General features: G+C 60.7%; 18 protein-coding genes. 12 read left to right on the forward strand and 6 right to left on the reverse strand.

Annotated features, from left to right (window positions below; genetic code table 11):
- Positions 1–42: 42 nt before the first annotated feature.
- Positions 43–3,816, forward strand: a complete 3,774-nt coding sequence (locus AC1D2G_RS33760) for a beta strand repeat-containing protein (RefSeq protein WP_477419527.1) — start codon at positions 43–45, stop codon at positions 3,814–3,816.
- Positions 3,817–3,909: 93 nt separating this feature from the next.
- On the opposite strand, the gene AC1D2G_RS33765 is transcribed toward AC1D2G_RS33760, so the two are convergent.
- A complete protein-coding gene (locus AC1D2G_RS33765; RefSeq protein ID WP_477419496.1) occupies positions 3,910–5,256 on the reverse strand; it encodes an HlyD family type I secretion periplasmic adaptor subunit in 1,347 nt (448 codons plus the stop codon).
- On the reverse strand, positions 5,243–7,006 hold the full coding sequence (locus AC1D2G_RS33770; RefSeq protein WP_477419498.1) for a type I secretion system permease/ATPase: 1,764 nt from the start codon (positions 7,004–7,006) through the stop codon (positions 5,243–5,245). The genes AC1D2G_RS33765 and AC1D2G_RS33770 overlap by 14 nt, the downstream gene beginning before the upstream one ends.
- A 367-nt stretch (positions 7,007–7,373) precedes the next feature.
- Here AC1D2G_RS33770 and AC1D2G_RS33775 point away from each other — a divergent pair, with 367 nt between their 5' ends.
- Positions 7,374–8,042, forward strand: a complete 669-nt coding sequence (locus AC1D2G_RS33775; protein WP_477419500.1) for an ankyrin repeat domain-containing protein — start codon at positions 7,374–7,376, stop codon at positions 8,040–8,042.
- 28 nt (positions 8,043–8,070) lie between these two features.
- On the forward strand, positions 8,071–8,583 hold the full coding sequence (locus AC1D2G_RS33780) for a YHS domain-containing (seleno)protein (protein WP_477419502.1): 513 nt from the start codon (positions 8,071–8,073) through the stop codon (positions 8,581–8,583).
- A 42-nt stretch (positions 8,584–8,625) separates the two neighbouring features.
- Here the strand turns inward: AC1D2G_RS33780 and AC1D2G_RS33785 are convergent, their stop codons facing one another.
- Complete coding sequence (locus tag AC1D2G_RS33785; protein ID WP_477419504.1) at positions 8,626–10,842, reverse strand: adenylate/guanylate cyclase domain-containing protein; 2,217 nt, start codon at positions 10,840–10,842, stop codon at positions 8,626–8,628.
- Positions 10,843–11,017: 175 nt separating this feature from the next.
- Between AC1D2G_RS33785 and AC1D2G_RS33790 the strand changes: the two genes are divergently transcribed.
- The 9 genes from AC1D2G_RS33790 to AC1D2G_RS33830 all read left to right on the forward strand — a co-directional run bounded on the left by AC1D2G_RS33790 (position 11,018) and on the right by AC1D2G_RS33830 (position 21,019).
- Positions 11,018–12,025: an AI-2E family transporter gene (locus AC1D2G_RS33790; RefSeq protein WP_477419506.1), complete on the forward strand. Its 1,008-nt coding sequence runs from the start codon at positions 11,018–11,020 to the stop codon at positions 12,023–12,025.
- A 561-nt stretch (positions 12,026–12,586) separates the two neighbouring features.
- Positions 12,587–13,594: an ABC transporter substrate-binding protein gene (locus AC1D2G_RS33795; protein WP_477419508.1), complete on the forward strand. Its 1,008-nt coding sequence runs from the start codon at positions 12,587–12,589 to the stop codon at positions 13,592–13,594.
- A 130-nt stretch (positions 13,595–13,724) separates the two neighbouring features.
- Positions 13,725–14,744: an ABC transporter substrate-binding protein gene (locus AC1D2G_RS33800; protein ID WP_477419510.1), complete on the forward strand. Its 1,020-nt coding sequence runs from the start codon at positions 13,725–13,727 to the stop codon at positions 14,742–14,744.
- A 45-nt stretch (positions 14,745–14,789) separates the two neighbouring features.
- Positions 14,790–15,797 (forward strand): ABC transporter substrate-binding protein, encoded by a 1,008-nt coding sequence (locus AC1D2G_RS33805; protein WP_477419512.1) that lies wholly within the window; start codon positions 14,790–14,792, stop codon positions 15,795–15,797.
- A gap of 39 nt (positions 15,798–15,836) precedes the next feature.
- Positions 15,837–16,835 carry an ABC transporter substrate-binding protein gene (locus AC1D2G_RS33810; RefSeq protein WP_477419514.1) on the forward strand — a complete coding sequence of 333 codons (999 nt, stop codon included), beginning with the start codon at positions 15,837–15,839 and terminating at the stop codon, positions 16,833–16,835.
- Positions 16,832–17,419: an SCO family protein gene (locus tag AC1D2G_RS33815; RefSeq protein WP_477419516.1), complete on the forward strand. Its 588-nt coding sequence runs from the start codon at positions 16,832–16,834 to the stop codon at positions 17,417–17,419. The genes AC1D2G_RS33810 and AC1D2G_RS33815 overlap by 4 nt, the downstream gene beginning before the upstream one ends.
- Positions 17,406–19,496, forward strand: a complete 2,091-nt coding sequence (locus tag AC1D2G_RS33820) for an ATP-binding protein (protein ID WP_477419518.1) — start codon at positions 17,406–17,408, stop codon at positions 19,494–19,496. The genes AC1D2G_RS33815 and AC1D2G_RS33820 overlap by 14 nt, the downstream gene beginning before the upstream one ends.
- Positions 19,493–19,858, forward strand: coding sequence for a response regulator (locus tag AC1D2G_RS33825; protein WP_352449187.1), 366 nt, complete (start codon positions 19,493–19,495; stop codon positions 19,856–19,858). The genes AC1D2G_RS33820 and AC1D2G_RS33825 overlap by 4 nt, the downstream gene beginning before the upstream one ends.
- Before the next feature lie 12 nt (positions 19,859–19,870).
- The gene (locus tag AC1D2G_RS33830) at positions 19,871–21,019 is read left to right on the forward strand and encodes a response regulator (protein ID WP_477419520.1); all 1,149 of its coding nucleotides are present in this window, start codon (positions 19,871–19,873) and stop codon (positions 21,017–21,019) included.
- Here AC1D2G_RS33830 and AC1D2G_RS33835 read toward each other — a convergent pair.
- From AC1D2G_RS33835 to AC1D2G_RS33845, 3 genes are all read right to left on the reverse strand, one after another.
- Positions 21,016–21,363, reverse strand: coding sequence for a hypothetical protein (locus tag AC1D2G_RS33835; protein ID WP_477419522.1), 348 nt, complete (start codon positions 21,361–21,363; stop codon positions 21,016–21,018). The genes AC1D2G_RS33830 and AC1D2G_RS33835 overlap by 4 nt on opposite strands.
- A 605-nt stretch (positions 21,364–21,968) precedes the next feature.
- Positions 21,969–22,493 carry an EF-hand domain-containing protein gene (locus AC1D2G_RS33840; RefSeq protein ID WP_477419524.1) on the reverse strand — a complete coding sequence of 175 codons (525 nt, stop codon included), beginning with the start codon at positions 22,491–22,493 and terminating at the stop codon, positions 21,969–21,971.
- 181 nt (positions 22,494–22,674) lie between these two features.
- A partial coding sequence (locus AC1D2G_RS33845; RefSeq protein ID WP_477419526.1) for a transporter substrate-binding protein occupies positions 22,675–24,966 on the reverse strand: 2,292 nt, incomplete at its 5' end.

Genomic DNA, 24,966 nt, shown 5'->3' on the forward strand with positions numbered 1-24,966 from the left:
GCCTGGAGCGGCTCGACGACGGGCACCTATGGCGCGTTCGCCATCGACGCGGCCGGCAACTGGACCTTCACGCTCGATCAGGGCGCGGCCGATCATCTGGCCGAGGGCGCCAGCGACACCCAGACGTTCACCGCCACGGTCACCGACGACAAGGGGGCGACGGCGACCGAAACCGTCACCATCACCATCACCGGCACCAACGACAGCCCGGTCACCAATGCCGACACCGGAGCGGTGCTGGAAGATGCGACCCTCACTGTGTCCGCCGCGAATGGCGTGATCAGGGGCAACACGGGTGGATCGGTGGCAGACACCGACGTCGACAATGCCAACAACACGCTGGTGGTGTCCGGTGTGGTCGCGGGCGCCGGCGCCGTAACGCAGGGCGTCGGAGTCGGCAGCTCGCTCGCCGGCGCTTACGGTCACCTGACGCTGAATGCCGACGGCTCGTACAGCTACGTGGCGGACACCGCCAACAGCCTCGCTGCTGGGGTCACAGCGGTGGACATGTTCACCTATACCGACAAGGATCCGTTCAATGCGGTGTCGAACGCTACGACGCTGCAGATCACGGTGACTGGTACCAACGACGCGCCGACCATCACCGCTGGCGCACAGAGCGTACAACTGGTGGAAGCCGCTATTGGCACGCCAGGCACGGCTTCGGCCAGCATCGCGCTGACCAAGGGCGATGTGGACGCAGGCGACACGGCTGTCTACGACGGCACGGCACTGACCACCAATGGCTGGGCGACCGGCAATGGCGGGGTGACCTACACCAAGACCGGCACTTACGGCACCGCCACACTGACCACCGGCACGGGCGTGGTGAGCTACGCCCTCGACAACGCCGACACCGACACCAATGGATTGGCGCAGGGCGCCAGTGTCAGTGACAACTTCACCGTCTATGTCAAGGACGGCAGCACCGGCACCGCCAGCACCGCGGTGACCTTCGCCATCACCGGCACCAACGATGCCCCGGTGAATGGTGTGCCAGCTGCACAGACGACCAACACGAATACGGCAAAGGTGTTCAGCACGGCGAACGGCAACGCCATCAGTGTTTCTGATGTAGACAATACCAGCCATACAGTCACGCTGTCCGCAACCAACGGGGCCATCACGCTCAACGGCACTTCTGGCCTGTCGTTCACAGTCGGCGACGGCACCTCTGACGGCACGATGACGTTCAGCGGCACGGATGCCGCCATCAATGCTGCCCTGAACGGGCTGAGTTTCGCACCGACATCGGGCTTCAGCGGCTCGGCTTCCATCCAGATCGCAACCAGCGACGCTGGAGCGCTAACCGACACGGACACGATTGCAATTTCCGTGAATTCCGTAAACAGCCCAAATCCGTTCACGCTGACGACGGGCACAGATACCGTTTTCTACACGTCCGGCACCAACAACGTAAATGGAACAGATGCCACTTTGAACAATGGCGACAAGATAACCGGCGGTTCAGGCAACGATACGTTGACCATATCCGACGGCAGCCTCGGGACCCATACATTTGGAGATGGCACGGGAAGTACTACGCTGCTCACGAACTTCGAATCGCTCGTGTTGATCGATTCCAACAGCGGAAATCATACCGACACGTTCATCTTCGCGTCCACCTTCCAGAACAACGGGACGCTGACGATTGACGGATCCGGCATTACAGGAAACGGAGACCTTGTCGTCGACGCAAGCGCAGTCACGACCGGGGCCTTCAATATTATCGGCAGTTCCGGAAACGGCGGTGATGACACCCTGATGGGCGGATCCGGCAATGACACGATCAACGGCGGTGGAGGCAACGGAGACGACACCATTACGGGCGGCGGCGGTGCCGACACCGTAACGGGTGGCGGAGGTGCGGACACCTTCATCGTCAATTCCGGACAATCGGTGGCCATTGTTGGAGGTAGCGGCAATGCCGGTACGATCACAGGGTATGACGTGGTTACCGATTTTGCCTCGGCCGCGGACTTCCTCGACCTGCAAGGGACCCCGGCAGCCGCGACGGGCGCGAACGTCAATGGAACCGATTCGACGCTGACCATTGGTGGTCAAACCATAAAGTCGCACACGATTTCGAACGGCATCATCACCTTTGATGATGCCAACAGCTTCAGTGCAGCGCTAAATCTGAGTGCCACAGACACGTCGCGAGTCGCCGCTGCAGTTCAGTATCTGCAAAACAACGATATCGGCGCTGCGGGTGCGACGGTGGCGTTCACCGCTACGATAAACGGAACGGCCCACACCTATGTTTACGAACAAGTTGGTGCCACCCCGAATTCGGCGAACGACATCCTTGTCGATCTCTCCGGCGTCACAGTGGCCAATCTTGCCACATTGATCACCAACACCCACGTCAAGCCTGCCGGCGTTGCCGGAGAGCCTATCAATCTGGCCCTAACGAACCCTTCGGGGGATGTCGCGAATGCCATCGTTGTCGTCGTCTCCGGCGTCCCTGTAGGCTGGAGCATCAGCGGGGGTACCGACAACGGCGACGGCACTTGGACAGTTCAGAGCAACGATGTGCAATCGCTGACGGTCACCACGCCGGCCGAATTCAGCGGGGCGGCTCTGCTAGACGTCTCGATGACTTGGACCAATGCAGACGGCACGATCGGAACCAAGTTCGTCGCCGATAATGTCGAAGCCTATGCGGCGGGTTCGCCGATCTTTGCCTGGTCCGGCGACGACGCGCTGACCGGCTCGCACGGCAACGACCTGTTCGTCTTCTCGCAGCCGATTGGCAACGACACGGTGCACAGCTTCGACACGGCCGCCGACCATGTCGATCTCATCGGCTATTCCGGCTTTGCGAGCTTCGCCGATGTCCAGGCGCATATGGCGGACGACCCCAACGGCAATGCGGTGATCACGCTTGCGGACGGCCAGTCGGTCACGCTCGACGGGGTGCATTCGAGCGCGCTCACCGGAAGCAATTTCGTCTTCGACCAGACGCCGGTGGTGAACAATGCCGGGACCATGACGATCGGCGACGGCGCGCTGCTGCCACTGAGCGGCACAATCAACAATACCGGCCTTATCTCGCTCGAGTCGGCCGGCAACGACACCCTGCTGCAGCTGATCCAGCACGGCATCACGCTGCAAGGTGGTGGACAGATCGTCCTGTCCGACAGCGATGCGAACGTGATCTCGGGCACGGCCGCCGATGTCACCTTGACCAATGTCGACAACACCATCTCCGGCGCTGGCCAACTCGGCGGCGGCCTGCTGGGTCTGAACAATCAGGGCACGATCATCGCCACCGGCACCCATGCACTGGTTGTCGACACCGGCAGCAGCACCGTCGTCAACTCGGGAACGCTGGAGGCGACGGGGTCGGGTGGCCTGATGATCAACGGTGCCGTCGCCAATTCCGGATTGATCTGGGCCAATGGCGGCAATGTCGCGATAGGTGGTCAGGTTACCGGCGACGGCGATGCCATCATCGGAAACATGTCACAGCTGGAATTTCACGCCGCCTCGTCCGCAGACGTCATTTTCGGTGTGGATGCAGCCGGCACACTGCGGCTGGATGATTCATTTGATTTCAGCGGAAGCATCGCCGGCATCACCAATGATGACAAGGTAGACCTCGGAGATATCTGGTTCGGCACCGGAACATCCGCTGTCTATCAGGCAAACCAGGATGGAAGTGGAGGAACGTTGACGGTTTCGGACGGCACCCACGATGCTACGCTCCACATCATCGGCACTTACGATGCGGACAGCTTCACCTTAGCCGACGACGGTGCTGGACGCACAGTGGTTGGTTACAATCCGGCGGACGACTTCCACTTCGTCTGACCCTTGAAGGCCGCAGACAATGTGAAAGCGGGCGCCGGATCAATCCGGCGCCCGCTTCATATCTGAACTTCCGATATCCAGGAGGCGGAGCGGTTATCTCTCCCGAAAGGCTCGCTGAAACGAATCCACCAGGGGTTTGGTCAGATAAGCCAAAAACGTTCGTTCGCCCGTTGAGATGAATGTTTCGACCGGCATGCCTGGATAGATCTGCTCGGGCTTGACCTGCGGTGGGAGCTTGTCGGCCATTTTCAGCCGGACGGTAAAGTAAGGCAGTCCCGTGCTGGGTGTGATCAGCCGATCCGCCGAAATGTAGAACACCTTTCCGGGCACTTTTGGCGTCGTGCGCGCATTGAGCGCCGTGAACATCATGTTCGCGTCCTGCCCCACCCGGATTGAGTCGATGTCTTCGGGCTTTATCTTGGCCTCGATGATGAGCTCGTTGGTGGTCGGCAGAAGCTCCATAACCACCTCCCCCGCTCGGATGACGCTGCCTTCGGCATTGTAAAGCGATCGGACGATAATGCCGTCCACCGGCGCCCGGATGGTCGTCCGCTCCAGGACTGATCGAGCGGCGTTGATTTGTTCCTCGAGGTCCGCGACCTGCGCCCGGGCTTTGTTCAGTTCCGTGACAGCATCCTCGACCCGGCTGGTTGTAAGCCGTTCAATCTGCTGACGCGCTTCCACAGTCTGTGTGGCCGAGCTGGCAATCTGCGCTTCCAGAGATCCTGCCTGGCCGACCAGTTCGGCAGTGCTGCGCAGAAGATCGGTATATTCGGAACGATTGGTGAGTCCTTTTTTCAGCAGGTCTTTTTTTCTTTCCGTCTCCTCGTTGACGATCGCAAGCTGATTTTCCGCCGCCTCCTTCTGAGCCTTTAACCCAACAACGGCGTCCTGAAGAGCTGCCACCCTTTGCTTCAGAATCCCCTGTTCCGCGCCGTAACGCGCTAGCCGTGCCTGAAATTCCTTGTTTTGTTCTCCGAAGACATCGCTGTATTCGGAAGCGCCTGAATAGGCTCCGAGGTCACTAGACAAGACAATTTTATCAAGGCCGTCCCGCTCCGCTTCGAGCCGAGAAATTTCAGCTTTTTGTGCAACCCACTGCTTGAGAACGCGGTTGAGCTGGGACTGCGCCACCGTCGGATCGAGCACGATCAGGGCCTGGCCTCTTAAGACCCTGTCACCCTCGCGAACTCTAATGCTGCCGACAACACCTCCTTCAAGGTGCTGGATCATGACATTCTGCCCTGCTGCCGCGACCACACCCGGCGCTATCGTTGCTCCGGCAATCGGTGCAGTGGCTGCCCAGAACCCGAAGCCGAGCACGAAAACGGCCACGCTTGCATATCCCGCCAGCGTGATCCGATCCGTGCGCGTATCGATGTTGCGCTGCCAGCGATACACCTTGGCGCCCATCTGGGTGGTTTGGTTAGGAACCGTCATTAGCGACTTTCACCTCCACGCGAGCCGGTGACGGGAAAGGCACCACTCCTTCGTTGTCATGCGACTGAGCGGCCGCCGCCGCTTGGCCGCGCCGCTGGGCAAGTTGGTCGAGCACGTCCTTGGTCAAACCGTAGATCTCGACCTGGCCACTGCGCAGCATGAGTATACGATCGCATTTGGAAGCGAGGGAGGGACGGTGGGTTATGACGAGCACGGTCGTTTTTCGCGAACGCGCCTGGAGGATCGCCCGCTCGAGTGCGGCTTCGCCGTCGGAATCAAGATTTGCATTGGGCTCGTCTAGAACCAGTATCTTGGGATCGCCGTAAAAGGCGCGCGCAAGCCCAATGCGCTGACGCTCGCCACCCGAGAGGCGAACGCCGGTCGGGCCGATCACTGTCGAATATCCATCCCTCTGACCCAGGATAAGCTCATGCACCTGCGCCTGCTGAGCTGCTTGAACCAATTTCTCATCAGGCGCATTTGGCTCAAAACGCGCAATGTTCTGGCCGATGGTCCCTGGGAAAAGTTCCACATCCTGCGGAAGATAGCCAATATGACGGCCAAGTTCCTCCGGATCCCAGCTTCGAATATCGCCGCCATCGATGCGGATTACCCCCGAACGGGGCTCGATGGCACCGACTATGAGGCGCGCCAGCGTCGATTTTCCAGCCTGGCTTGGCCCGACGATCGCGACTGTTTCGCCGGCGCCGACTTCAAAGGTCAAGCGCTTTATCAGCGGCAGCGACCCGTCGGCCGAACCTGGAAGATGATAGACTATTTGATCCGCGCTCAACGCCCCTTGAGGCGTTGGCAAGGCAACATTGTCCTTTGGTGCGGACCTCGATTGGACAGCTGAAAGCCGCTTCCATGCAAGATTTGCATCGATGACCTGCCGCCAACTTCCAATGATCTGGTCAAGAGGTTGCAAGGCACGTGCCGAAATCATCGACGACGCAAATATCATACCGGCGGTCATCTCATTGTGCAGAACCAGATAAGCGCCGACACCCAATATCGCGATTTGCAGCACCGATCGTGTGGTGCGGGACACACCGCCATAAAATGCGTTCGTGCGAGCAAGCCCATCCGAGGCGTGCAGAGAGCCGGAAAAACGGGTGCCCCAGAACTCTATCGCATTAGACACCATGCCGAGCGCGCGGACCGTTTCGAAGTTTCGCGCAAAGGCCTGCGCCGAATTCATTGCCGCGCCGAGACTCTCCGCCGCCTCCTTGCTAGGTCGCGAACTCGCGACCTGGTTCAGCACGGCGATGGAAACCATGAGAACCGCTCCAACGACCGTCACAAGGAAGAGCAACGGGTGGATGAAATAAAGCAGGCCCACGAAGATTGGCCCGAAAGGGAGGTCGAAGAGAAAGAAAATCGTTCGTGAAGCGATGAAACCTCGCAGGGTGGCTAAGTCCCGCAAGGCCTGGACATCGCCGAGTCCAGCACGGGGGCCACTCATTGCGGCGAGAAAAGACGATGTGCCCAAAGACACATCCAGTCGCGCGGCGAGTCGGCTTGCATACACGCCACGAACAACTTCGAGTATTCCGAAAAGCAAAAGCGACGAAAGCGCAAGCAAGGTTAGGTAGGTGAGAGTATCCAGGTTGGCGGCGGGCAAAACTCGATCATATACCTGCAGCATATAGAGAGGCAGAATTAACACCAGGGTGTTCATCACTGCGGAGAACAGGCCCATTTCGACCACGCTCCTCGACAGCACCTTTCGGCTTGTAGAACTGGACATGCCCGAATTTGCCCCCCGGCGAACAGCACGCACATTAGACAATCTTTATATATCATGCGAGGTCGTCACGCTATCGGCTGCGATTCTTTTGATAGCCATAGTAAAGACCGCCAACGCGAGCCGAGGCTCCATATCATCACCCCTTTTGCGAACAAGAGACGCAGCTCGATCGCGAAGCGACAACGGGCGGCCACTGGCGTGGTGCAGTTGCTGCCCGGATAGCCCGCTGCTGGAGGGGTGACATAGGGCACCTCGCGCGACTTCGACTCGCGCACAACCCGAACCCTATGGCTCCGCCGCGCCGAATGTATTAGACTGGTCTCATATACGTCCATCCGCGGGCGAACGGCGCCCGGAGAGTTAGACGATGACGGTCTCTAGGCGATTGTTGCTGCCGAGGGCCTTCCCGATGCGGGTCCGGCCTTTTGGAACCGGCTGGCTTCGGACTTTCGGTCGGGCTCTCGTCGTTACTTTCATTTGCTGGTTTCTCGCCGATGCGGTGATTGCCGGATCGCTCCATGACGCTGCGCGGGAGGGCGATGCTGGCAAGGTCGCCGCGCTCCTGGCACAAGGCGTCGATGTGAATGATCGCAACGAGAGTCGCGAGACCCCGCTGATCGATGCGGCGCTTGCCGGCAAGACCGAGGTCGCGGTTGCGTTGATCGGGGCTAAGGCCGACATCGAAGCCCGTAACGATCGCGGCTTCACCGCGCTTCATGCGGCAGCTTACTCAGGAAGCTTGGACATTGCAAAATTGCTGCTCGACCACGGGGCCGAGGTCGACGCGTTGAGCACGCACAAGATCACGCCGCTGCATGTGGCAGCAGAAGAGAACCAGACGGCGATCGCCGAGCTGTTGATCTCACACGGCGCACAGGTCGAGGCAATCCAGGAATACGGGTACACGCCTCTCAGCCGCGCGACATTCTATCAGAGCACCGACGTGATGGCTTTGCTCAAGAAGCACGGCGCAAAATGCCAACCCAAGGAAACGATGGGGTCGTCGTACAAGGTGTGCATCGCCCTCGGCAACTGACATCGAGAAAGGTTACTGGAGGAGAAACATGACAGATAACCGTTCCAGAACGTTTGACGGTTTGCTTTGCGCGGGAGTGGCCACCGCGTCCCTCTTGCTCTTCGGCGTTGGGGCATCCTTCGCGGGCGACGGGGTGAACACCGGATATTTCGGCAACGTCGCCATACAGGGCTACGATCCGGTGGCGTATTTCACCGACGGTCGTGCGACCATGGGTTCGCCGAAGATCTCGAAGAAGTGGCTCGGGGCGACGTGGTATTTCGCCAGCGCCCAACACCGCGATGCCTTCATTTCCGAGCCGGTGCGCTACGCCCCCCAGTTCGGCGGCTTCTGCACAGGGGGAATGTCAGCGAAGGAGGCATCTGCGAACCTTGACCCGGAAGCCTTCCGCATCGTCGATGGCAAGCTCTTCCTGTTCTCCGGAAAGGGCGGCCTGGAGGAAGACTTCGATGCCAACCCGGCGCCTGTCATTGCGAAAGCGGAAGCCGAATGGCCCGCAGTGGAGGCGAAGGAATTCGAGGCTAGGGCGGCCGCCAACTAGCTCCGGCGCGATGTCGTCAGCCCGCAAGTTGAATGGCGCCCGTCACGGAGACACTGAGAAATACCAGACTGTGACGGAGTCCGGCCAAGCGTACTCGTCCTGCGTATCGCTGCTCCCTTGGGGATTGCGATAGACCGGGGCGCAGAACTTGCGGCCGAGCAAGGTCGCGGTGGATTGCGTGCAGAAGAGGTCGCCGTCCACGCTGGACGTGCCGGTGATGATGCTGCTTTGCGAGCTCAGTGCGACATCCCCATTTGCACTCAGCTCCATGACGAACGCTGCGCCATTGTGTTGATGTCCTACCCATGTCCGATCGCCCGTTAGGGCTCGGATCGCGGCGGGGCCCAGGCGGTCCTCCTCCCGCCCGCGAAAATCGAAGCTCCGCTCGGGAATCCCCGCGGCGCGAAGGGCGCCCAGCCGGTGATCGAGGTCCTCTTGCCGCCGATGGTGGGCGTAAACGACACGATAACCAGCGAGGTTCTGTTCGGGCATCTTTTTCAGGATTGCTGCAGCCGCATCGTGCGCCTCGGCCATGCGGCCAAGCCGCGCATTTGCCATGGCCAGCGTTTCGAGACCAAGGTCGGTGCGCTCTTCCGGCTGGACCTCGCTCAGCGCCTGCAAGGCCTTCTCGTACTGATGGTTCATGTAGAGCACGAAGCCGTAATAGTCGAAGACCTGGGCGCGCGGCTTGGGATCGAGCCGCAACACGCGTTCCATCGCTGCCAGCGCCTCCAGGTTCTGTCCTGCGTAGGTCAGCACGATCGCCTGATTGAGCTCCGCCTCCGCGCCGTTCGGGTCCAGCGCGACGGCTTTTTGGACCGACGCGATCGCCTGGTCCCATTCGCTATCCAGCATCTGTAGAATGCCGAGCACAGCATAGGCGCGCGAGGACAGCGGATTGAGCTCCAGCGCCCGCCCTGCCGCTTCGTAGGAGCGCTGGCGAGCGACGGCGCTGAGCATGAGCACCTGGTAGTCGAAGCCGAGCACGTCCACCGTGGCGCGGGCATAGCCCGAGTAGGCATCTGCAAACGTAGGATCGAGCTTGATTGCGTTTTGATAGAGGGAGAGAGCCTCCCCGAGAGATTTGTAGTCGATTGCATAAACTTTCTGCTCGGCTCGGATATAGAAATCGTATGCTTCCAGATTTTGGGTCGGGAGGCGGGCGATTTGAGTTTTTTCGCCTGCTGTCAGACGTACCGAAAGCGCCTCAACGATTCGCTCGATCACTTCGTCCTGAAGGGCAAATAACTTGGAATAGTCCCGGTCGTAGCGCTCGGCCCAAATGTTACTTCCTGTTTTGGCGTCGATGAGCTGGACATTGATGCGGACCGAATCTCCCTCCCGGCGGACGCTCCCCTCTACCACGTAACGGACGTTCAACTGCTCCGCGATCTTGTCGAGATCGAGGGATTGATCCTTGAACGAGAACGAGGAGTTGCGGGCGATGACGAGCAGCCCCGAAATCTTCGAGAGGTCGGTGATGAGATCGTCTGCGAGCCCCTCAGCAAAATAATCCTGGCCCGCCTTCTCACCGAGATCGGTAAACGGCAACACGGCAATGGAAGGCTTGCCCGCCACCGAACCGGTCAGGTTGGAACCGTGGCCAGACAGGAGGGCAACCGCCTGCGGCCAAAAAAACATGCCAGCCATCAGCGCCAGAAAGAGCGCCGCAGCGGCGATACTCACAAGCCATCGCCGAGAGCGCGACTTCCTGGTTCCTCCGGTCTGTTCCAACAGCACGCGATACGCACGGACTCGCTCTGGAATGTTCTTGAGGCGCTGTTCGCCGAGCGACTTGAAAGTCAGGCCGAGCTTGTTGTGGGCCTGGTCGTAGGCCGTTCCCGAGATGACGATGCCGCCCGGATCGCTCAGTCCTTCCAGGCGGGCTGCGATGTTGACGCCGTCGCCGTAGAAGTCGTCCTTGTCGGGGATCACGTCACCAAGGTTGATCCCGATGCGGAACACGATCTGGGTATCTTCGGGAACACCGAGGTTCTGCTGCGCGGTGACCCGTTGAATTTCAACGGCGCATGCTAAGGCATCGACGACGCTCTCGAACGCGACCAAAGCGCCGTCGCCCATGAGCTTGACGATGCGGCCATGGTAGCCCTCGATCAAGGGTTCGATGAATTCGCGCCGGAGCGCCTTGAGCCGCGAGAGTGTGCCCGTCTCGTCCAGCCCCATCAGCCGGCTGTACCCCACCACGTCGGCGGCGAGGATAGCAACCAGCTTCCGTTCGAGATGTTGTACCTGTTCCACAGCGCATGACTATAGGGAAAGCCTTATGGCAAGACCATATGCGGGAGGTTAGCCGGGGCGGTGGCTATCGACCTGACTAGCGTCACAAACGTATTGGGCGCTTGTTCGCTTGCGCATCACCGGGTATCAAATTAATTGAAACCGAAGAGGACTTGGCTGCCTCTGCAGGTGAAAAGTGCTGACCTTCCCAGGGTTCTATCTCGTGTCGTGCCTGCTCGCGCTTGTCGCGCTCGTCGCCGTTCTCGAACTCGGCCTGCTTCCGGCACTGCTTTCGGGCCTTCTCGTGTTCAACCTCGTTCATTTCGCCGCACCGATGCTCCATCGAATCGGGGTCTCCAGCAGCCTGACGAAAAGCCTTGCGCTGACCTTGGTGGCATTGATTTTCGTGCTCCTGATAGCCGCTGCTATCTTTAGCGGCGTGTCGCAATTGACTGGCGGTTCGGAGAACGTCGTGACGCTCCTCAAGAAGATGGCCGAGATCATCGATACCGCGCGCGTCCATCTCCCAACTTGGGCGATGGACTATTTTCCGTCGAACATCGAGGAACTGGAAGTCTTCGCTGCCCAATGGCTCCGCGAGCATGCCGGCCAGCTTCAACTCGTCGGTCGGGATTTCGGCGTCCTGGTGGTCCACATTATCGTCGGCATGGTGATCGGCGGCTTGATCGCGGTAAGCTCGGCGGCGCCATCGGGCGAGCCCGGCCCATTGGCGGACGCGCTGGCGGATCGTGTCGACTTACTGAGCAAGGCCTTTCGCAACATCGTGTTCTCGCAAATCCGGATTTCGGCGTTGAATACGTTTCTAACCTCGATCTATCTCGTCGCTGTTCTGCCGTCCTTCGGCATCGATCTGCCATTCATCAGGACGATGATAGCGCTGACTTTCGTCGCCGGCCTTCTGCCGGTCATCGGCAATCTGATCTCCAACACGGTGATCGTGGTTGTCAGCCTCAGCATCTCCTTCCTTGCAGCGCTAGGCTCGCTTGCCTTTCTCGTCGTCATTCACAAGCTCGAATACTTCGCAAACGCCAAGATTATCGGTTCGCGGATCAATGCGCGTGCCTGGGAGCTTCTTCTGGCGATGGTTTTCATGGAGGCCTGGTTCGGTATGCCGGGTCTTGTCGCTGCGCCGATCTATTATGCCTATCTGAAGGCTGAACTGACGATGCGCGGGCTGATCTAGGGTTACAGCAACTGGCGATTTGATGACGCAAGCATGCCCTGCGCGAAGACAGAGCTTGAGCTTGAACCACGATTGCCGTTCCATAGATGATGTTCTGCGACTTCAGCGATCGGCTAAAGCGCCAGAAGCAGCCAATCGGATGCGACTTCGCACATGACGGCAGTTGGGCCGAAAGCGGAATGGCGGGCTTTGGGCGTCCGAAGAACGATAGCGGACGTTCTGCCCAGTCAGACCAAGGTCTGGAGCTGATCTGATGCCGGCCGCAGAAGACTCGAAGTGGTACTCACAAACGCGCAGGCAATTCCCTGACAGCGAGGTGCTGGCGGAACGTTTGGCGGAGTAGGTTTTGCGCTCGCAACAAACGCGAATTGGGCGTATCGTGACATATCGTCGGCTGCTAATGCATGCTCCGGCGACTGAGAGCGCAAGACTCCCGCATCGGACTGGGCGCGCTAGAATCCACAACTACTCGTCGCGCTCACAAGACCATCTGCCTCTGGCGAACCCTCTTTTGCCGGTTCCGGCCAAATTGCCCGTTGGAATTCGGAAGGGAGCGTTCCGATGCGGATCATTCAAAATCGTCGCACCTTCCTGGCCGGCGCTGCGGCGACCGGCGCCGCAAGTCTCATCGGCGCAACGACTGAGGCCTGGGCCGAGGCGCCCCCGGAAACGACTACCGTGCGGCTGGGCCGCTGGGTAGGTGGAGCCTATTGCTGGGGTTCGCTCTATCTCGCCGGAGAGCTGCTGCGCGCCGACGGCATGACCGACGTCCGCTACGTCGAGGGAGACACCAAGGTCGACAACACGCTGTGGCTCGCTGGCGGAGTGACGGATTTCGATTTCAACATGCCGACGATGCATATCCGGTCCATCGATGCGGGAGCACCTATCAAGATATTGACCGGCGTGCACATGGGATGCTGGGAGTTGCGGGCCAGCGACAGCGTCAAGGGCGTTGCTGACCTGAAGGGCAAGCGGGTGGGGATTTGGGCCCTGAACGACCACCCACACGTATTCCTTAGCCTGATCGTCAACTACGTTGGGCTGGATCCCGGCCACGACATCGAATGGGTCGTGGGCCCCTCACCGATGCAGGATTTCATCGACGGCAAGGTCGATGCCTGCCTCGCCGACACCAGCGTGTTCTCGAAAGTCCGTTCCGACGAGATAGGCCACACGATTGTCAGCAACTTGGTCGACCGTCCATGGTCGGAATATTACTGCTGCATGGTCGCAGGCAGGGCGGACTATGTAGAAAAATACCCGCTGGCGACCAAGCGTGTACTGCGAGCCATCCTCAAGGCTGCCGATTTCTGCGCGTCCGACCCGACCTCGGCGGCGCGCGAGCTGGTCGATCGCGGCTTTCTGCCGAGCTACGACCTTGCACTGACGACCCTGCAGAATACTGCGCACGACAAATGGCGGGACTACGATGCTGGGGATTCGGTCCGCTTCTATGCGCTCCGCATGAAGGAGACGGGCATGATCAAGTCGAGCCCGCAGACAATCCTGGCCGACGGCACGGATTTCCGTTTCGTCAACCAGCTTAAGCGCGAGCTGAAGATGTGAGCAACAGGCAAGTATGTAGCCGAGAGCTCGCCATGCAGGCATGGCTGACACTCGGGTTTGTGCACAACACCGCATCCACGGGCCAGCGTTCTCGGTGTCACACTGGCCAGCATTTGGAAGGGAGGTTCCCATGCGTTCCCAATACGCCGGACGGATCAGCCGACGGAGGTTCATGCGTGGGATTACGCTGGCGGGGACAGCGGGGCTTCTAGGCTGGCACCCCAGGCGAGCCGCTGCGGAGCCACCGCCTGAGACGACGCGGATCCGGCTCGTCCGGATTCCCAGCATCTGTCAGGCCCCCCAGTATGTAGCCGAAGAACTGTTGCGCAGCGAAGGGTTCACCGAGGTGCACTACCTCCAAAAGGAGGGGACCGCAGACATCGCGCCGGCCCTCGCCTCTGGTGAAGCCGATCTCAGTGCGCATTTCGCCGCCCCGCTCCTTCTCCGCCTGGAAGCGGGGGATCCCATCGTCATCCTGGCAGGACTCCACGTCGGCTGCTTTGAGTTGTTCGGCACCGATCGCATCCAAGCGATCCGCGACCTCAAGGGGAAGACCGTGGCCGTGCCAGCGCTAGATTCCAGCCGATACGTCTTTCTCGCAGCGATGACGGCATATGTGGGCCTGGACCTCCATAAGGACATACACTTCGTCACGCATCCGGGACCCGAGTCCATCCGGCTCCTAAGTGAGGGGAAGATCGATGCCTACCTCGGCTTTCCCCCCGAACCGCAGGAGATGCGGGAGCGGCAGATCGGCCATGTGGTGATTAGCAGCACCGTGGACCGGCCCTGGTCGCAATACTTCTGCTGCATGCTGGCTGGGAACCGGGAGTTCGTCCGCACGAATCCGGTGGCCACCAAACGCGCCCTCCGCGCCATCTTGAAAGCGGCGGATTTCTGCACCAGCGAGCCCGAGCAGTCCGCCCAGTTCTTGGTGGAGCAGGGCTATACTAAGCGCTATGACCATGCCCTCCAGGTCATGAAGGCGATCCCCTACGGTTGGCGTGAGTATAGCGCTGAGGACACCCTGCGCTTCTACGCCTTGCGCCTCCACGAGGTCGGGATGCTCAAAAGCACCCCCCAGAAGCTCTTGGCCCAAGGCACCGACTGGCGTTTCTTCAACGAACTGAAGCACGAGCTGAAGACCTGACTAGGTAGCCAGCCCCGTGCCATTTTCAACGGGAGGGAGAACCCCATGCAAATCATCCAGAACCGTCGCCACTTCATGGCCGGTGCTGCGGCAGCAGGCGCTGCAGGTCTCATCGGCGCAACGACTGACGCTTGGGCCGAGGCACCGCCTGAAACGACCTCCGTTCGCTTGCCGCGGTGGATCGATGGTGCCTACTGCTGGGCAGGGATGTACCTGGCCGGAGAGCTCCTCAAAGCGGAGGGTTTCACCGACGTCCGCTACGTGCAGGGCGACGAGAAAGTCGATCAGGCGGTTTGGATTGCACGCGGCGACACGGATTTCAGCATGAACTATGCGCCGGTCCATGTCGCGTCGATCGACGCGGGCGTGCCAATCAGGGTCCTTGGCGGTCTGCATTCCGGGTGCCTCGAGCTGATCGCCAACGACAGCATCCAAGGCATCCTGGACCTCAAGGGCAAGCGGGTGGGCATGCACGACATCCATGCGCCGTCGCGTGTGCTGGTCGCCCTGATGGCCGCCTATATCGGACTGGATCCCGTCAACGACATCGAATGGGTCGAGGAAAGCAAGCCGGTGGAAGCCTTCGCCGACGGGAAGTTCGATGCATATCTCTTCACGCCGCCGCAGACGCGGCGACTGCGCGCCAAGAAAATCGGCCACACGATCCTCAACACGACCCTCGACCGCCCTTGGTCGCAGTACTTCTGCTGCATGACTTCGGTCGCTGCGGACTACGTCAACAGATACCCGGTGGCGACCAAGCGCGTGGTAAGGGCCATCGTCAAGGGCGCCGACCTATGCATTTCGGATCCTGCAGGGAGTGCTGCGCAGATGGTCAATCGAGGTTTCGTCCCCAGCTACGAAATCGCGCTGCAAACGCTGAGCGACACGCGGTACGACGTCTGGCGGGACTACGATGCCGAAGCCTCGATGCGCTTCTACGCGCTGCGCATGCAGGAGACGGGCATGATCAAGTCGAGCCCACAGCAGATCATCGCCGAGGGAACGGACTGGCGCTTCCTCGAGGAGCTGAAGCGGGAGTTGAAGATGTGAACGGCACGCATTTCTCTTTCGATGGGAGGGGAGAACCCCATGAAGATCATCCAGAACCGCCGCACTTTTCTAGCAGGCCTGTCGGCGGCAGGCAGCGCTGGGCTGTTCAAGGTTCAGCCATCCATTGCCGCAGGGGAGCCACCACCGGAGACAACGACCATTCGCCTCGGAAAGCCTTCGGCTGCGTGCCTCGCGCCGCTGGCCATCGCCGAGGGATTTCTTCACGAGGAAGGGTTCAGCGAGGTTCGGTATCTGCCGCAGCCGATGACCGGGGCGGCGATGCTGACTGACGGCGACATCGATTTCGACATGCAGTCATGGTCCGACTTCTTGCCCTTGGTGGACGCGGGGCAGCCGATGACGGTGCTCGGCGGAGTGCAGGTGGGATGCCTGGAGCTGCGTGCAAATGACAGCATCCGGAGTATCGCGGATTTACGCGGCAAGAAGGTGGGCATCAACAACTACGGCGTGACCGACCATATGCTGGTGAGCATCATGGCCGCATATGTCGGACTCAAACCCGCCTCCGACATCGTCTGGGTCGTCAATCCGTCAGTCAGCCAGGTCGAGCTCTTCAAGGCCGGAAAAGTCGATGCCTTCATCGGCTTTCCGCCGGAACCCGGGCAGCCATGCGCGCGCAACGTCGGGCACCTCATCGTCAACATCGCCCATGACCGCCCATGGTCCAATTACTTCTGTTGCATGGCGGTCACCAATACCAACTTCATGCGGAAGAACCCGGTGGCGACGAAGCGCGCGCTGCGTGCTATCCTCAGGGCCGCCGATGTCTGTCACCGGGAGCCTGAAACGGTTGCGGACCGGATGGCCGCCCTCGGTCTATCGCGAGAATGCGTGCTGATAACCATGAAGGACACTCGCTACGACCTCTGGCGCGAGTACGATCCCGAGGACTCCGTCCGTTTCTTCGCGCTTCGGCTCAACGAACTGGGCATGCTCAAGAAGACCCCTAAAGAGGTCATCTCCGGGTTCACCGACTGGCACTACTTCGAGGAGCTCAAGCGCGAGTTGAAGACGTGACGGGCTGGCTGGCATGCGCATTGGCACTGGCACTTCTTGCTCCGTGGCCGGCACACGCGCATGACGCGCCGCACGACCAGCGCCTGCCGACGATTGGACAGGCGCCCGACTTTACCCTGGTATCGCAGGATGGCGGACCTGTGTCGCTGCACGACTTTCGTGGCAAGGTGGTCGCCGTTGCATTCATCTATACGTACTGTACCGACGTCTGCCCGATGCTGACCGCTCATATGGCCAGCGTGCAGGAGAAGCTGGGCTCGACGTTCGGATCGAAAATCGTCTTCGTTTCGATCACTGTCGACCCGGAGCGCGATACGCCCGATGTCTTGAAGGAATATGCGCAGAATTTTGGCGCCGACCTGAAGGGCTGGTCGTTTCTTACCGGTGATCCGGCGGTCGTCCATGAGGTGGGACGGAAATACGGGGTCATCGCGAAGAAGGCGGCGAACGGAGATGTCGACCATACCTTGTTGACGTCCCTCGTAGACCCTGATGGCATGTTGCGAGTACAGTATCTTGGCGTCCGGTTCGACCTGGAGGAGTTCCGGGGTGACCTTCTCAGCCTCTTGGATGAATCCAAATAGCATAACGGACCGGCTCGTTGGCTGGATTGCCCGGCTGCCGGCGCGCGTCCAGACCAAGCTCTTGATCGCGTTCCTATCGATTGTCGGCCTGTTGATCGTGCTCGGGGCCGTTGGGTTGCAGGTGCTGAGTGGGGTCAATGATCAAACAAACGAGCTGATCAAGCTGCAGCGCCGGATCGCAGCCTATCGCCAGGTCCAGCACGACACCACGAACCAGCTCTACAGCATCTCGACCGCACTTCTGCTTCAGGACGAGCGGATGCTGGATGCAGCGCTGCGCCAGCTCAACCAGTTTGGCTACGACCTCGACCGCATGGAGTTCGTCGCCGAAACCGAAGCGGAGGTGCTGGGACAGGTCCGGCAAGAGTACGAACGGCTCGCGGCCGGCGTGACGCACGTTGTGCAGCTTTTCCGCGCCGGTCGCACGGAGGAGGCGCGCAAGATCCAGCTCGATGAGATCATTCCGTCGGCTGACCGCCTCGAGCGGCTGACGAACCAGCTGGTCAACATGGCCGAAGCCGAAATGGTCGCGGCGATCGAAACGACCGAGGGGGCGTACGGCACTTCCAGACTGATCGTGGTCTCTTTTGCTGTGGGCAGCATCCTGCTGGCACTGGGGCTTGGCTACATCATCTCCTGGTCGTTGATCGAACCCGTCAAGAAGATCGAGACGCGTCTCAGCCAGATAGCTGCCGGCGACTTCGCCCAACAGGTCGCCGTCGCCAATCGGGACGAACTGGGAGCGCTTGCGGACAGTGTCAACCAGACATCCGAGCAGCTAGGGAGACTGTATCAAGAGGTGCAGGCGCGCACGGCCGAGCTTGCTCGGTCGGTCGGCGAACTGGAGGCGCTCGGGGAAGTCAGCAAGGCGGTCAACTCGACGCTGGATCTCGACACGGTGCTGAAAACGATCGTCGCCAAAGCGGTCCAGTTGTCAGAGACGGATGCTGGCACCATCTACGTGTTCAGCAGCACGCGGCAGCAATTCCGTCCGCGCGCAAACTTCGGTATGAGCGATGAGCTTATCGCCGCAGTCTCACACCAGACGATCGGGCTGACCGACATGGGGATCGGCGACGCACCCGGGCGCTGCATGCCGGTGCAGTTTCCCGACCTCAGCGAGGAGACCTCATCCTTCCTTGTAAGAAAGACGATCGTCGAAGCCGGATATCGCGGTATCCTGATCGTTCCGCTGCTGAGGCCCAACAAGATCGTTGGTGCACTGGTCGTCAGGCGCCACAAGCCAGGTGCCTTCCATGAGCAAGTTATCCACCTTCTGGAAACCTTCGCGGCCCAATCGGTCCTCGCGATCCAGAATGCCAAGCTGTTCCGCGAGATCGAGGAGAAAGGCCGGGAGCTGGAGGCAGCTAGCCGCCACAAGTCGCAGTTCCTGGCGAATATGAGCCACGAGCTTAGGACGCCGCTCAATTCGGTCTTGGGCTTCACAGAACTGCTGGTCGACGGCATCTACGGCGAACTCCCAGACAAGGCAAAGACGACCGTCGCGCGCGTGCAGGCAAACGGCCGTCACCTCCTCGGGCTCATCAACGACGTGCTCGACCTTTCCAAGATCGAAGCCGGCCAGCTCACGCTGGCGATCGAGGACTACTCCGTCGCGCAGATTGTTCGATCGACCGTTACGGCTGTCGAGCCGCTGGCACGAGCGAAGGGTCTTGAGCTTTCAACGACTGTTGCCGAGAACCTTCCAATCGGCCGCGGGGACGAACGCCGTTTGACGCAGGTCCTGCTCAATCTTGCAGGCAATGCCGTCAAATTCACCGAAACGGGTGCGGTCGACATTCTTGCCGATGCGGTCGACGGGCACTTCGAGATCACCGTCCGAGACACCGGTCCTGGCATCGCGTCCACGGACCAGGCTCTCATCTTCGAACAATTCCAGCAGGTCGACAACAGCAGCACCAGGCAGAAGGGTGGCACAGGTCTTGGCCTGGCGATCTCGAAGCGCATCGTCGAAATGCATGGCGGAACCATAGACGTCGAGTCCGTGATCGGGTCAGGGTCGACATTCCGTCTGAAGGTACCAATTTGGGTGAATGAGGACGTGAGGGCCGCATGAGCAAACGAATCCTGATGGTGGAAGACACCGAGGACAACCGCCAGATCATCCGCGATCTGATTGCCACCACCGAATACGAACTGATCGAGGCGGCGGACGGCGCCGCCGGCATCGCTGCAGCCGGAGCGCACAGGCCAGACCTGATCCTCATGGACATTCAGCTCCCGGTGATCGACGGGTATGAAGCGACCCGACGCATAAAGGCCGACCCGGCGCTCCGGCACATTCCGATTATCGCCGTCACCTCCTACGCGTTGTCGGGCGACGAGGCGAAAGCCCTTGCTGCTGGGTGCGATGGTTACATTGCCAAGCCATTCAGTCCGCGCCAGCTGCTTTCCGAAATTCGCGGGTTCCTTTCTTGAGGAGACAGCGCCTTGCACGATCCGCCTCGCATTCTCGCGGTCGACGATACTCCGGAAAACCTCGAAATCCTGCGCATGCGCCTCGAGGCGAATGGCTATGAAGTTGCAACCGCCGCCGATGGGGAAGAGGGGCTTGCGAAAGCCCGCGAACTCACGCCGGATCTGATCCTGCTCGATATCATGATGCCGAAGCTCGACGGGATCAGTGTGGTACGTATGCTCAAGCACGATCAATCGCTGCGATCGATCCCCGTGATTCTGGTCACCGCGAAAGCCGACACGCGCGACGTGGTCGAAGGGCTGGACGCCGGTGGCGACGACTATCTGACAAAGCCCTTCGAGCACAGGGCGCTGTTGGCGCGGGTGCGCTCGATGCTGCGTCAGAAGGCGCTTCACGACACTGTCGCGAGCCAAGCCAAATGCCTTGAGGACCAAGCCGCGCAACTTTCCGACTGGAATCGCTCGCTCGAGCAAACCGTGGCCGACCAGGTGACGGAGCTCGAGCGAATGGCGCGGCTTAGGCGGTTCCTGCCCGAACAGGTCGCCGACCTCATCGTTGCGGCGGGCAATGGAGATGCGCTCTTGCAGAGCCACCGCCGCGAGGTGACGGTTGTCTTTTGCGATTTGCGCGGCTTTACGGCCTTCGCAGAGACCGCCGAACCCGAAGAAGTCATGACAGTTCTAGCCGAGTATCATTCCTGTCTTGGCGAACAAATTGTCCGCCACGAGGGGACTCTCGAGCGGTTCGTTGGCGACGGCATCGTCGTGGTTTTCAACGATCCACTGCCATGCGCCGACCACAGCGAGAGAGCTGTCTCAATGGCTGCCGCGATGCGCGACGCGATTGACGAGCATTCAGAGCGATGGCGCAAGCGGGACTATTTGCTTGGCTTTGGGATCGGAATTGCCAGGGGCCACGCAACCATCGGGCGCATCGGTTTTGATCAGCGCTCGGACTACGCCGTCATCGGCACTGTGTCGAACCATGCCGCCAGATTGTGCGAGGAGGCCAAATCGCGCCAGATTCTTGTTAGCCAACGGGTCCTCGGAGCTGTCGAGTCGCTGGTCGAATCCGTTCTTGTTGGCGAACTGACGCTCAAGGGTTTTCGCCGCCCGATGCCTGCGTATGAAATCGTGCGGTGGATCGGTCAGCCAAGCTAGCGTGATGCGCACTCCGGCTTCTTTCTTCTGATTTCTTCGAAGACCACCTGGTCGCGGATCAGCTCGATCCGCTCCGGCCTGCGCGGCAAGGGCTTGCGGAAGTCACGGGCGGTCAGTTCGAGCAGGGTCTGCTCGGCGCGCGCTGCGGCGATCCTGGCGGGTATGATGGCGAGCGCCGCTGTCGCGGTGACGCCGACGAGCGCCGCAAGCGACCAGTGGACGCCACTCCTGTGCAGCAACAGTCCTGGCATCATCGCAGTAACGTTGAGCCAGATCGGGGTTAGCACTCCGAGTCCAAGGGTCAGAATGCCGCCAAGGATCGCCAGCAGCGGCCCTGCAACCATCTAGGCGGTTACTGCGGTCAAGGCCGCATATGCAATAAAGAAGGTCGGGCGACAATCATCCCGCAGAAATATGCGTTCGGCCATTAATTGTTCGCCAAGCCCACGCCTGAAATTCTAATTGAACGTGGGTTGTGCTTAGGCCCAAAACTGGGCTTCGGTGGGTTGTGCTTAGGCACAAAACTGGGCTTCGAATGATGGGTCCGCGTTGGGGTGGCGCCGATGCCGCCCAAGGTGGCCCGTGGCCTCTTGGGATCCTTCTATGAGGTTCATGGTTGAGGCCAGTGCGACGTGCTCACGGAACGCTTGCTGGCGGTGGTCTGGCTGAGCGGACCGTTCGCAATCTTTGCCGGGGCGAGTTGTATCGCGCGCTTTCCGGCTTAGGAACACACCCGAAGGAAGACCAGCAGCTGATCCGTCACGACGACAAGCTGTCCCAGTGTCCCCACGCCCTAGACAGTGGGACAGTGGGACGGCCGCGCGTCGATGCTGCGGGCTATAAAGGAGGCACGTCTTCTGCAACCTCGCAAAGATGACGGTGCCGACCAGGGACGCGAGGGACAGTGTATAATTACGATCCTACCGGCTGGCGTGAGCCCTCGTCCAGTCTACTGCCTCTCATCGTTGCCGGCTCCATGGAAGAAGGATTGGATTTCCTCCAAGTCGACGCTGCCATCGCCATTCTCGTCGACGGCGTTGAATATCCGTCCGATGAAATCCTTGATCTCGGTCTGCGAAAGCGCGCCATCGCCGTCGGCGTCGACTATGGCGAACATTATTCGCATCTTTGCGCCATGCATCATCTTGGCTCCCATACCGCCGTGACCTCCCGTCATCCGCCGCCCTTCAGGCGGGCCCATTCTGTAGTCCCGATGCCACCGGTCGCCACCGCGCCGCTCGGCCCGGGGACCGCGATCCTCCTGCATTTTTTCCTGAAGCATCTCACCCATCATCTGGCGCATCATTTTACGCATCGAGTCTTGGGTTTGTTCGGTCGCTTCGGGCGACTGTTCGGGGTCCTGATCCTGTGCCTTTGCTGCGGGCACAGGTGTCCCGCTCGACTCGGCCAGCGCGGGCGAGCCCAACATCATCAACACAGCGGCAACGGCCGCGGTTTTGCTCGGAAGGGTCATGGTGGTCTCCTGTGGGTGAATGGCTACGCCGATCATGTCGGCATGCAAGCAAACCCGCAGCTTACCTCCTGGTTCCTGCCGGACTCGCTGATGATCCTTGCTGACGGGAAAAAGCAATTAGCGCCAGATGATAACTAGAAGGCGCAAATACCTAATGGCTGCGCGTTTGTGAGTTCACGCCCTAGTTCGCCACGGAGAACACAATCAGGTTCCAGTGGTGCAGCCAGTAATATTCGTTCTGTTCCGCGCGCGTGCCAGTCGGGTTGCGGAAGATCGCGGCACAGGCCCTGGTGTCCCGGAAATAGAAGCAGTCCCGGTTGCCCTCGAAATGCGCATGCCCGCCGCTGTCGGCAACATCACCCCATGTGTAGGCATAGGTCGATCCATCTGCCGACGCTGTGACGCTCCACGCGACCCCGCTCTTGAAATCCTTCGCCTGCAGGGTGCCGGCGTTCGTCGCGCCGTCCAGCACACGCCCGGCGATCGTATGGCCGAACATCAGCCGGTGCATCTCGTCGCCGTTCAGCCTGTCCGGCGATCTCGGATCGAAGTCGAACGGCAGCTCCGGAATACCGGCCTTGAGCAGCCCCTCCTGAAAGCGCATGACGTCCTCGAGCTTCATGTAGGTCATGGTTTGGGCGGCCAGCAGAACAGTCATTCCACCCCCGTCGCCATAGGCTTGTGAGTAAGCTAGGATCCTTGGCAGGAGCGAAGCGGCCTTGTCGGTCGCGCCGAGATGCCCATAGGCAGACATGAGCGGCAGCAAGTCGCCGTATTCGGGGTTTGTGCCCAGCGCGACGTTCTTCTCCAGAGAGGCTACCGCTTCCGGGTATTTTCCAAGCGAGAACGCGGCCAGGCCGCGCAGCCAGTTCGGCCATCCCCCGTCGCGCGGATCGACGCGAAGCGACGCCGCCACATAGGCGAGCCCCTCGTCCGGATGGCCGGCGAAGATCTGTGCCAACGCCATTTCGCGGTAGTTCCAGACGTCGCTCGGATCGAGCGCGATGGCGTGCTCCAGAGCATCAATCGACGCGTCCGCCTGCCAACTGAACGTGTGCTTTCGAGCGATCAGTTGATAGGCGTTCGACGAAGGATGCTTCAGCGCTTCCTGAAGCGCGCCCCAGGCAAGATGCAAGGTCTCGATATGACCCGTGCCAAGCGCCCGCTCCCTCTCTTCGTTGCCGGCTGATTGATCATAGATCCAAGCGAGCTCGGCCAAGGCCTTGCCGTAACCCGGATCGAGTGCGATCGCCCGCTTAAAATGCGCTAGCGCGCCGACGAAGTCCTGAGGCGAGCCGCGACCCTCGAGCTCCAGTCCCTGAAGATACGCTTCATAGGCCGCTGGATTGGCCGTGCTGCCAGGGGTCGTATCGCCCGCGGCCCGAACGAGGCGAAGCTCCAGTGCCATCGCGACGTTGTCGACAACCCTGTTCTGCAGGGCGAGCACATCGCTCCAGGCGCCATCGAAGCGCTCGGCCCACAAATGCGTCCCGGTGGTCGCATCGATCAGCTGCGCATTGATGCGCAAATCGTCGCCCGCACGGCGAACGCTGCCCTCCAGGATGTAACGGACGTGCATCTCCTTCGCGATCTGATCCGGACGGATCTTCTTGTCCTTGTAGGTGAGCGCGGCCGTGCGCGACATGACGAGAAGGCCGGGCACGCGCGCCAGCTCAGTGGTCAGGTCCTCGCTCATGCCATCGGCGAGGTAGCCCTGTTCCTTGTCGTCGCTCAGATTGTCGAAGGGCAGCACCATCATCGACGGTTTGGCATCGGCGGTCGTTGCCGGCCACAACCACCACGCACCACCACCCGCCAAGAGCACAGCCAGGACCGCGACCGCGACAGACGGTATGAGCCAGCGAGGCCGGGGCGATCTGCGTGGCAAGGCGTGCACCATGCCATCGATCCGCGCGCTGTAGACGTGCACTGGCCGGGTGATGTTCTTCACCTGCTGCTCGCCAGCATCGTCGAACGCGATGTCGATCTTGCCTTGCAGCTGATCGTAGGCGGCGGCTGAAACCAGCAGGCCGCCGGACGGGCAAATCTGTTCCAGCCGCGCCGCGATATTGACCCCGTCGCCCATCAGATCGTCGCCCTCGACGACGACGTCACCCAGATTGACACCTATGCGGTAGGCGATCCGGCGCTCCGGAAGCATGTCGCGTTGTTGTGCGCGCGCGTCGCGCTGGATGGTCACGGCACAAGCGACGGCATCGACCACGATGCGGCCCAGATGGAAGGGCAAGGCGGCGTGGTTGGTGCGCGGATCGATGGCCAGCGTGCCGAGCACAGTCTGCCGCGGCCGGGCATGCAGGAAACCGCGCACGCTGGCAGGGTCGTCGCGGTCGGCCTCCGACACCGCCTCGGCGCAAAGTTTCACGGCGGCGTAGGCGCCGGCAAAGAAGCTGGAGACGCGACGCTCGGCGCCGAAGCGGGCGGCGACGCGTTGCTTGAAGCCGCGGTTCTCGAA

The organism is Mesorhizobium sp. P2_C7, assembly GCF_056404515.1.

Coding starts and splice junctions, on each gene's coding strand:
- AC1D2G_RS33770 (WP_477419498.1), bottom strand. CDS start 7,006: ATGTCCAGTTCTACAAGCCGAAAGGTGCTGTCGAGGAGCGTGGTCGAA.
- AC1D2G_RS33840 (WP_477419524.1), bottom strand. CDS start 22,493: ATGACCCTTCCGAGCAAAACCGCGGCCGTTGCCGCTGTGTTGATGATG.
- AC1D2G_RS33805 (WP_477419512.1), top strand. CDS start 14,790: ATGCAAATCATCCAGAACCGTCGCCACTTCATGGCCGGTGCTGCGGCA.
- AC1D2G_RS33825 (WP_352449187.1), top strand. CDS start 19,493: ATGAGCAAACGAATCCTGATGGTGGAAGACACCGAGGACAACCGCCAG.
- AC1D2G_RS33835 (WP_477419522.1), bottom strand. CDS start 21,363: ATGGTTGCAGGGCCGCTGCTGGCGATCCTTGGCGGCATTCTGACCCTT.
- AC1D2G_RS33765 (WP_477419496.1), bottom strand. CDS start 5,256: ATGACGGTTCCTAACCAAACCACCCAGATGGGCGCCAAGGTGTATCGC.
- AC1D2G_RS33820 (WP_477419518.1), top strand. CDS start 17,406: ATGAATCCAAATAGCATAACGGACCGGCTCGTTGGCTGGATTGCCCGG.
- AC1D2G_RS33775 (WP_477419500.1), top strand. CDS start 7,374: ATGACGGTCTCTAGGCGATTGTTGCTGCCGAGGGCCTTCCCGATGCGG.
- AC1D2G_RS33810 (WP_477419514.1), top strand. CDS start 15,837: ATGAAGATCATCCAGAACCGCCGCACTTTTCTAGCAGGCCTGTCGGCG.
- AC1D2G_RS33795 (WP_477419508.1), top strand. CDS start 12,587: ATGCGGATCATTCAAAATCGTCGCACCTTCCTGGCCGGCGCTGCGGCG.
- AC1D2G_RS33800 (WP_477419510.1), top strand. CDS start 13,725: ATGCGTTCCCAATACGCCGGACGGATCAGCCGACGGAGGTTCATGCGT.
- AC1D2G_RS33780 (WP_477419502.1), top strand. CDS start 8,071: ATGACAGATAACCGTTCCAGAACGTTTGACGGTTTGCTTTGCGCGGGA.